Raw genomic sequence first — 7,306 nt, 5'->3', positions numbered from 1 at the left:
GTCTGTTCGAATTGGGCTTCGGAGATTTCCATCTCCGAAGCATAACCTTAAATCAGCATAGTGTGAACACGCCCTAGGCAAATTCGACTACCTGACGATGGTCGGCAAAGTAGGCCTCGCCGACATCGAACCGCCCTCCGCGTATATGACGGAGGCAACGGGGCCCGCTTCGGGAGCGCAGTTGCTGTTCGGGGTGCCGGGAATGGGGCAAAAATCCCGCAAGAGGATGGACGAACTCGCGATCGCACTCGACGGCGAATTGAAACTTGGCATGCAGGTAATCGAGGACTCACTCTGTAACTGGCAGAAAAGTCCCGAAAAGTTCGTCGCTTTCAGGGGCTGATTTCAGCTCCACGTGTAGCGAGTCTTCAGCTTGTTGAAGTGCTCGCGCTTCACGAGGCCACGATGCTGCAGTTGTCCAACGACGATTCCCATGGATACACCAGCATCGCGGGCCAATCGGGCGATGCCAAATTTACTCTTCGCGGCCTCGGGCATCCGAGGATGAAAGGCCGATGGCAGTAGTTGCTCAGCCGCGAACTGGTTCGCCTCTTCTTCCATCGGCGATTTTGGACCGTCCATAGTTGTCTCGAGAATCAACGACTCCGTGTCGTAGTGCAACACAAGGTGACCCGCTTCGTGGAAGAAAGAGAACCAGAACTGATCATCACTCAGATAACGGACAGACAACAACAAGACCGCCTTCGTCGGCGTAGCAAAGAATGTCGCCCCACTAGCCCTGCATCCCGGAGGGGCCTTCACTAGAACGACCGCCACACCGGCTTCCGCACATAGCCGCTGGAGCTCCGGAATAAAATCGGCAGGGTTGGGACGTAGCGTAAGTTCTCGGACTCTCGACAGTTGCTTTTCGAACAGCGCCGGATTCCAATCTTCGCAAACAATTTGGTCAGCCAGCACCTCCCCACGCCTCAACCACGCAGCAGTCGCTGGTGCACTTTCGACGTATGCTTCCGTTGTCCGGAACGCAGCGGCTTCTCTGGTTCCTCCGTACGTCCTGTTCCACGCGTCGAGATTCGGTACACCGAAGAACTCGAGGCATTCGCGCAATTTGGCCTTCTTATCCACGGCTCCGTCTATCCAGCCAAGGTCGACCATCTGCTTAAGGGGAAGGCTCTTGAGCCATGCCTTGTAATCGGCGGTTTCCGGGTCCACGCCCACGGTCAGCTCCGCCAGTTGCTCGCGGTACTGCTCTTCTCGACGAAGCCAGAAGGCGGCCGACGCACCGAGTATGGCCTCAAGTTGAGTCGCGACGGAGGCGGTCAAAGCCGATTTACCTGTCAGCAGGTCGTCGAACTCGTCGACCGACAGGTTCATCGACCGCGCCACCTGGTCCCGTGGCATTCTTCTCGACGCCAACAGGTCAGAGATGGTCCGGCCAGGCGGAACCGCCCAAGTGGGCGAAAAATCGGCTTCAGTTCTCATTGGCAGGTTCAATCGACAGAATTTTCAGGCGCGTGACTCGCTTCCAATCGAGCTGCCCGTCAACCAACCGGGGTTCAGGACGGTTGTTTGCGGTCGCAGTGACAGTGTAGCCACCTTCAATATAGATAAAAATCCGGACATCTGAACTTGTGTCGAAGGCAGCGAAGCCCAACTCCACCACATCGACGGGGGAGGTGCACGCGCAAACGTCGGCGAGTCGCGCGTGCAGGGAACGTGCCGCACCTTCCCCAAGACTTCGCTTTGCGGATACCGTGCTTTCGCATATCTGGCGAAGCTTCACATTTTGAAAAGCCAGTTGTATCGACATCAGGGCGTATGGATACGCGTTTGTCGCTCAGCGTCGCCTCGAGCGACTCTCATGTCGAGTGCGTCGCGACTTTGTTGTTGACGGGACGTGGGGCGCTGAGGGCTCTCACACCAGTGGTAGGAAATGTCTTGTCCGGACCGTATCTTAACAACAAGACGAGTTACGGCGGCATCAAAATGGAGAACCCTGTGCCCCGAACGCGCCCTCGTCGTCCCCATCACACTGATCAACCATCGCCCGCGTTCTTGGGTGCTTTCCAAAATTTATTTAACTCAGCCAATGCCGCCTCCTTACTTACCCCACCATCCCTCAGCCTGGAAATTGCTGTCGACATCACTTTTAATGCCGTTGCTTTATCGGACGCAGCTGGCAGTTTCTGAAGAGTCGCAACAATATCATTAGCCGATTCACCAAGCTCCATAGCGACGTGCAACGCTCGTATCGCAACGACAGACAAAATAGGAAAAGGAATTCTATAGTCTATATCACCCGGACCGCAAAATTCTCCATCCGGACCTACATCTACGTATAGGGATGCGTTTCTCGGATGAAGGCCAAATGTGAAGAGCCCTTCCGACGCAGCTATCAGATCTTGATCCACGACGCCCGAATCCAACTGCAACTTAATCAATTGTATGCTGAACTGAGCAAGCTTGGAGTCGTGGCTACGGAATCGGCGCCAGAATCGCTTCCAATCGGGCGGATTCGCTTGAATAACGCGCTTCCCGGCGAGTTGCAGCGCAAAGAATTTTGCGAGCTCCTCACACGACGTATGCGCAAGTGTGTAGGCCCTCGCGTAACAGCCTTCCTCGGCCAGCAATGTAGCGTCGTTGAGAAGTTTTGAAGCGTTCTCACGGCATTTCAGCATCCCGAATGCGATTTGTGCAGCGGTCAGTTCTGGATATTTTTTCGTCGAGTTCATCGGAAGAATTAACAATTAAATTACATGTTCATTCTTGCGTCACGATTTTTAGAGGCAATGCACCCGTTCATCAGTAGGGCTATTGTTGCTTTACTCCGCGCCCGGTCACTCGGCCTACACATCAGTATCGGCATTATACAATTATTTTAACACTCAGATTTCGCCAATAGTGCTGACAGGCACTTATTACTTTCGAATAGATCTAAACGGCAAAGCGATACTACTCTCTGTCGACACTGGCGCTTGGGAATGCCACCCGCCGACCGCAACCGAGCTACGTTTGGTTTACCTTGGAAATACCCCTCTGGAAGACCAACCAGCATTTCGATATCGTGTGCCGTCAAACCAATACGGCGAGGAATTGCATCAAGCGGCATTACGTTTTCCTCAACCACAAATCAATAGTGCGACGTAGCAAGCGAGGCTGTTCCGGCGCCCGATCTCCGTCTCCCGGCTCACGGATGTTGCGATCGGCTGGATTTACAAGATGTCGTGAGTGCAGGTCGTCGCACTGGCTGACTGCCCGCGTCCGCGCCTTATAGGCCATTCACATTAGCACGGAAGTACTATTGAAAAACAAGAATCAATAGATCAGTTCAAATACTGCAAAAAAGGCCACCTTTTCTGCAAACCTACACCCTGCAAACCCACAGATCTGCCCTCACTTCATCCGCCCCCTTATTTGCCGCTTGACGCTATATCTTTCGATATATATCTTTAGATATGTTTTACGACATACAGGACACAATCATGCGACACAACCCCTCCCGCGGCCATGCCCGATGCGACGGTCATGGTGCGCATGCCGGCCCTGGCTGGTACGCCAGCATCTGGCAAGCAATCGGCCGGCATCGGCGCGGCCACGATCCATTCGGCGGCGGCCCGTTCGGTGGCCGTGGCGGACGCGGCGGCTTTGGCGATTTCGGCGACGACGGCATGCCGCGCGGCCGCCAGTTCAGCTCCGACGATCTCCAGTTGCTGCTGCTCGCGCTGGTCGCCGAGCAACCGAGCCACGGTTACGAACTGATCAAGGCGCTCGACACGCGCTCGAACGGTTTCTATAGCCCGAGCCCCGGCATGGTGTATCCGGCGCTCACGTATCTCGAGGAAGTCGGCTTCGTCGCCTCGCAGGCGGAAGGCAACCGCAAGCGCTATGCGCTGACCGACGCCGGCCGCGCGCACCTCGATGCGCAGCGCGAACGCGTCGACACCTTGTTCGCACGTCTCACGCACCTCGCGCGCAAGATGGAATTCATGCGCCGCGCGTTCGCCGGCGAATCGGCAGGCGGCGAAGCGCGGGACGAAGCGCAGCCCGGCTGGCTGCCCGAGTTCGTCGAGGCCCGCCTCGCGCTGAAGCGGGCGCTGCTCCACAAGAGCGCCGCCGACGCCGACGAACAACGGCGCATCGCCGCAATCATGCGCCGCGCGACGGCCGAAATCGAAGGCGGCACCGGCGCGTGATCCGCGCCGCCCGTCAACACCCAAGGAGAACGGATTGATGCAGAACCCATCCGGACGCGCCGTCACCCGCGTGCGCCATACGCTCAAGTTCCGCCTGCTGCAGGTCGTGCGCGTGCACGCAGTGACGCCGCACCTGCTGCGCGTCACCCTGGGCGGCCCCGACCTCGCGGATTTCGAATCGTCGTCGTTCGACGATCACGTGAAGGTGTTTTTCCCGCCACCCGGCGCCGACCGGCCCACGATGCCGACGCTCGGCGCGAATGGCCCCGAATTTCCCGAAGGCCAACCGAGGCCGGTCGCGCGCGATTTCACGCCGCGCCGCTTCGACCGCGCCGCCTGCGAACTCGATCTGGAATTCGTGCTGAACCATCCGGGCCCCGCATCGCAATGGGCGGCGCAGGCACGCGTCGGCCAGTGGCTCGGCATCGGCGGTCCGCGCGGTTCGTTCGTGGTCCCGATCGATTTCGACTGGCATCTGCTGATCGGCGACGATACGGCGCTGCCCGCGGTCGCGCGGCGTCTCGAGCAATTGCCGGCCGGTGCGCGCGCGGCGGTCGTGCTGGAAGTCGCGGATCGTACCGCGCAAATCGCGTTCGATACGCGCGCCGACGTGCATGAAATCTGGCGCTTTCGCGCCGAAGCCGACGCGGCAGACGGCGACGTGCTGCTGAATGCGGTGCGCGAGCTGCCGCTGCCGTCCTCCGGCGACGGTTACGTGTGGGCGGCAGGGGAAGCGCAGTCGATGCGCGCGGTGCGGCAGCACCTGACCGGCGAGCGCGGCGTCGACAAGTCGCGCATCCGCGCGGCGGCATACTGGAAGCGCGGCGCGGCGGCCGTGCACGAAACGCTGGAAGACTGACGCGAACGGGTGCCCGCGCTGCGGCGGGCTTGGCATCGGCGGGGCGGCTGGTATATATCTATGTCTGCGACGCCGCTGTCGGGCGACAGCCGCCGCAGCCCGCCCAGGAGCGCCCGGTCATGACAAAAGAAAGCCACGCTTCGCCTTTCCTTCGCAACCTGAAGATCGCCGGCTATTGCGGCCTGGCGGCCGTCGTGCTCGCGCTGTTCGTTGCGATGTGCGCGATCCTGAAGGAAAGCGCACTCGAACGTGACGCCGCACAGCACCCGGGCGAGACGCCCGAACTGCACGAAGCGGGCGGCGGCCAGTCCGCTTCGGCTGAAGCGGCCAAGACGCCCGGTTGACGGCGTCCGGCCCCTGGTTCTCCCGCTCAGGGCGCGCGCTCGCGCCCCATCATCACCGCGTGCACGACGTCGCCGATCCGTTCGAGCAGCTCGACGACGCGTTGTCCGTACAGATGCGCGGCCAGCGCGCCGGCCGTCCCGACCAGCACGCCACCGGCCATGTCGAACGGCCAGTGCACGCCCGCATACACACGCCCCCATGCAATCACGACGGCCATCGCGGCCATCACGAACCCGGTCAGCCGCGTGCTGCCGGCGAGCATCATGCCGACCGCAAGACTCCACGCGAACGTCATGTGATCGCTCGGAAACGAGCTGTCCGGCGCATGCGGAATCAGTTGCGTGCCGACGCCGACCATGAACGGCCGCGGCGAAAACCAGAAATGCCCGATCACCTGCGCGAGCGCCAGCGCCACGCACGTGCCGACGCCGGCTTCGATCGCCTGGCGGCGCGTCGGGCGCGCGCCGAAGATCCAGGTCAGCAGCAGCATCGCGGGCAGCGCATAGACGAGCCAGTCGGCGGCGAAGATCGCGACGCGAGCAGCACCGGGGTGCGACACGGCGCCGGCATTGACGGCGGAAAACAGGGTGAGATTGAGGTTCTGCATGAATGCGGTTGCGTGGGGGCGTAACGATTGGACCGGGCATGCCGGTCGGTTGGAACGATGCTAGTGCTCACTCGCTTAAGCAATGCTTAACGCGTCGGACGGCCGGGGATAAGAACCGGGCGCGTGCGTCGCGCGCGAACGCACTTAGAGCCTGCACTGCAACACAAGTTCACGCAATTGTCACATTCCCGCGCGACCGTCTCCTGTAAAAGCTCACCAACTATCCCGTAAAGGCTCACCTTTTTCACATCGTGGCGTCATCGACGCCTGAGAATATCGGACCGCCCCATGCGCTCCATGCCGTTCGCACCGTTCGCCTCAATATTTGCGTTGCAAATAATTCGAAATCGGCAACAATTAATTCCAGATGCGGCATCGCACAACGGCAACGCACAGGCATAGGATTACGGGCTTACGAGCACTCATCCACGAAGCGATCAACAACAAGGAGTCCGCATGAAACCCAGCGATGTCCGATCGAAAGCGTTTGCGATGCCGTTGACCAGCCCCGCCTTTCCGATGGGCCCGTACCGTTTCGTCGATCGTGAGTTTCTGATCATCACGTATCGCACCGATCCGGACCGTCTGCGTGAAATCGTGCCCGAGCCGCTGCAGGTCACCGAGCCGCTCGTCCATTACGAATTCATTCGCATGGCCGATTCGACCGGCTTCGGCGACTACACGGAAAGCGGCCAGGTGATCCCCGTCGAGTACAACGGCCAGGCCGGCGGCTATACGCTCGCGATGTATCTCGACGATCACCCGCCGATCGCCGGCGGCCGCGAGCTGTGGGGTTTCCCGAAGAAACTCGCGTCGCCCACGCTGCACGTGAACACCGATCACATCCTGGGCACGCTCGACTACGGCAAGGTACGCGTCGCGACCGGCACGATGGGCTACAAGCACAAGGAACTCGACATCGACGAGCAGACGAAGCGCCTCGCCGGCCCGAACTTCCTGCTCAAGATCATCCCGCACGTCGACGGCACCGCACGCGTATGCGAACTGGTGCGCTACTACATGCAGGACATCAAGATGAAGGGCGCGTGGACGGGCCCCGCCTCGCTCGAACTGGCGCCGCACGCACTTGCGCCGGTGGCCGACCTGCCGGTGCTCGAGATCGTCGAAGCGCGCCACCTCGTCGCGGATTTGACACTCGGCCTCGGCGAAGTCGTCTACGATTACCTGGCTCAGTAACACGTCCGCAGTCCTTTCTCCCTGTCAAACCTTTCACCACGGGAAATTCGAAATGAGCAACCTGAATGGCAAGACCGCAGTCGTCACGGGCGCCGCAAGCGGCATCGGCAAGGAAATCGCACTGGAGCTCGCGAAGGCGGGCGC

At 60.3% G+C, this 7,306-nt stretch carries 9 protein-coding genes and 1 pseudogene; 6 read left to right on the top strand and 4 right to left on the bottom strand.

Annotated elements, in window-relative coordinates; translation table 11 throughout:
• Window positions 1-85: 85 nt before the first annotated feature.
• Window positions 86-343, top strand: a pseudogene (locus WS45_RS26205) (hypothetical protein); the annotation flags it as partial.
• A 2-nt stretch (window positions 344-345) separates the two neighbouring features.
• On the opposite strand, the gene WS45_RS26200 reads toward WS45_RS26205, so the two are convergent.
• The 3 genes from WS45_RS26200 to WS45_RS34105 form a co-directional block, all read right to left on the bottom strand.
• A complete protein-coding gene (locus WS45_RS26200) occupies window positions 346-1,335 on the bottom strand; it encodes an ImmA/IrrE family metallo-endopeptidase (RefSeq protein ID WP_257140628.1) in 990 nt (329 codons plus the stop codon).
• Between the two features lie 97 nt (window positions 1,336-1,432).
• Entirely contained in the window at window positions 1,433-1,771 is a 339-nt protein-coding gene (locus WS45_RS35270; RefSeq protein ID WP_156437283.1) for a hypothetical protein, read from the bottom strand.
• Window positions 1,772-1,997: 226 nt separating this feature from the next.
• A complete protein-coding gene (locus tag WS45_RS34105; protein ID WP_082722030.1) occupies window positions 1,998-2,693 on the bottom strand; it encodes an AbiV family abortive infection protein in 696 nt (231 codons plus the stop codon).
• A gap of 750 nt (window positions 2,694-3,443) precedes the next feature.
• On the opposite strand from WS45_RS34105, the gene WS45_RS26195 reads away from it, so the two are divergent.
• The 3 genes from WS45_RS26195 (at window position 3,444) to WS45_RS26185 (ending at window position 5,357) form a co-directional block, all read left to right on the top strand.
• The gene (locus WS45_RS26195; protein WP_059533790.1) at window positions 3,444-4,154 is read left to right on the top strand and encodes a PadR family transcriptional regulator; all 711 of its coding nucleotides are present in this window, start codon (window positions 3,444-3,446) and stop codon (window positions 4,152-4,154) included.
• 37 nt (window positions 4,155-4,191) lie between these two features.
• The gene (locus WS45_RS26190; RefSeq protein WP_059702456.1) at window positions 4,192-5,013 is read left to right on the top strand and encodes a siderophore-interacting protein; all 822 of its coding nucleotides are present in this window, start codon (window positions 4,192-4,194) and stop codon (window positions 5,011-5,013) included.
• Between the two features lie 119 nt (window positions 5,014-5,132).
• Window positions 5,133-5,357: a hypothetical protein gene (locus WS45_RS26185; protein WP_059702454.1), complete on the top strand. Its 225-nt coding sequence runs from the start codon at window positions 5,133-5,135 to the stop codon at window positions 5,355-5,357.
• Window positions 5,358-5,383: 26 nt separating this feature from the next.
• Here WS45_RS26185 and WS45_RS26180 read toward each other — a convergent pair whose 3' ends face one another.
• On the bottom strand, window positions 5,384-5,965 hold the full coding sequence (locus WS45_RS26180; protein WP_059702452.1) for an undecaprenyl-diphosphatase: 582 nt from the start codon (window positions 5,963-5,965) through the stop codon (window positions 5,384-5,386).
• 456 nt (window positions 5,966-6,421) lie between these two features.
• Between WS45_RS26180 and WS45_RS26175 the strand changes: the two genes are divergently transcribed.
• Together WS45_RS26175 and WS45_RS35265 are read left to right on the top strand one after the other, a co-directional pair.
• Window positions 6,422-7,162: an acetoacetate decarboxylase gene (locus WS45_RS26175; protein ID WP_006485181.1), complete on the top strand. Its 741-nt coding sequence runs from the start codon at window positions 6,422-6,424 to the stop codon at window positions 7,160-7,162.
• Between the two features lie 52 nt (window positions 7,163-7,214).
• A partial coding sequence (locus tag WS45_RS35265; RefSeq protein ID WP_124488979.1) for an SDR family NAD(P)-dependent oxidoreductase occupies window positions 7,215-7,306 on the top strand: 92 nt, incomplete at its 3' end.

The sequence above is a fragment of the Burkholderia sp. RF2-non_BP3 genome (assembly GCF_001522185.1).
GTDB classification, from domain to species: domain Bacteria; phylum Pseudomonadota; class Gammaproteobacteria; order Burkholderiales; family Burkholderiaceae; genus Burkholderia; species Burkholderia diffusa.
The sequence above is the reverse complement of the archived record's forward strand: the minus strand, read 5'-3'. Positions and strand labels throughout refer to the sequence as shown.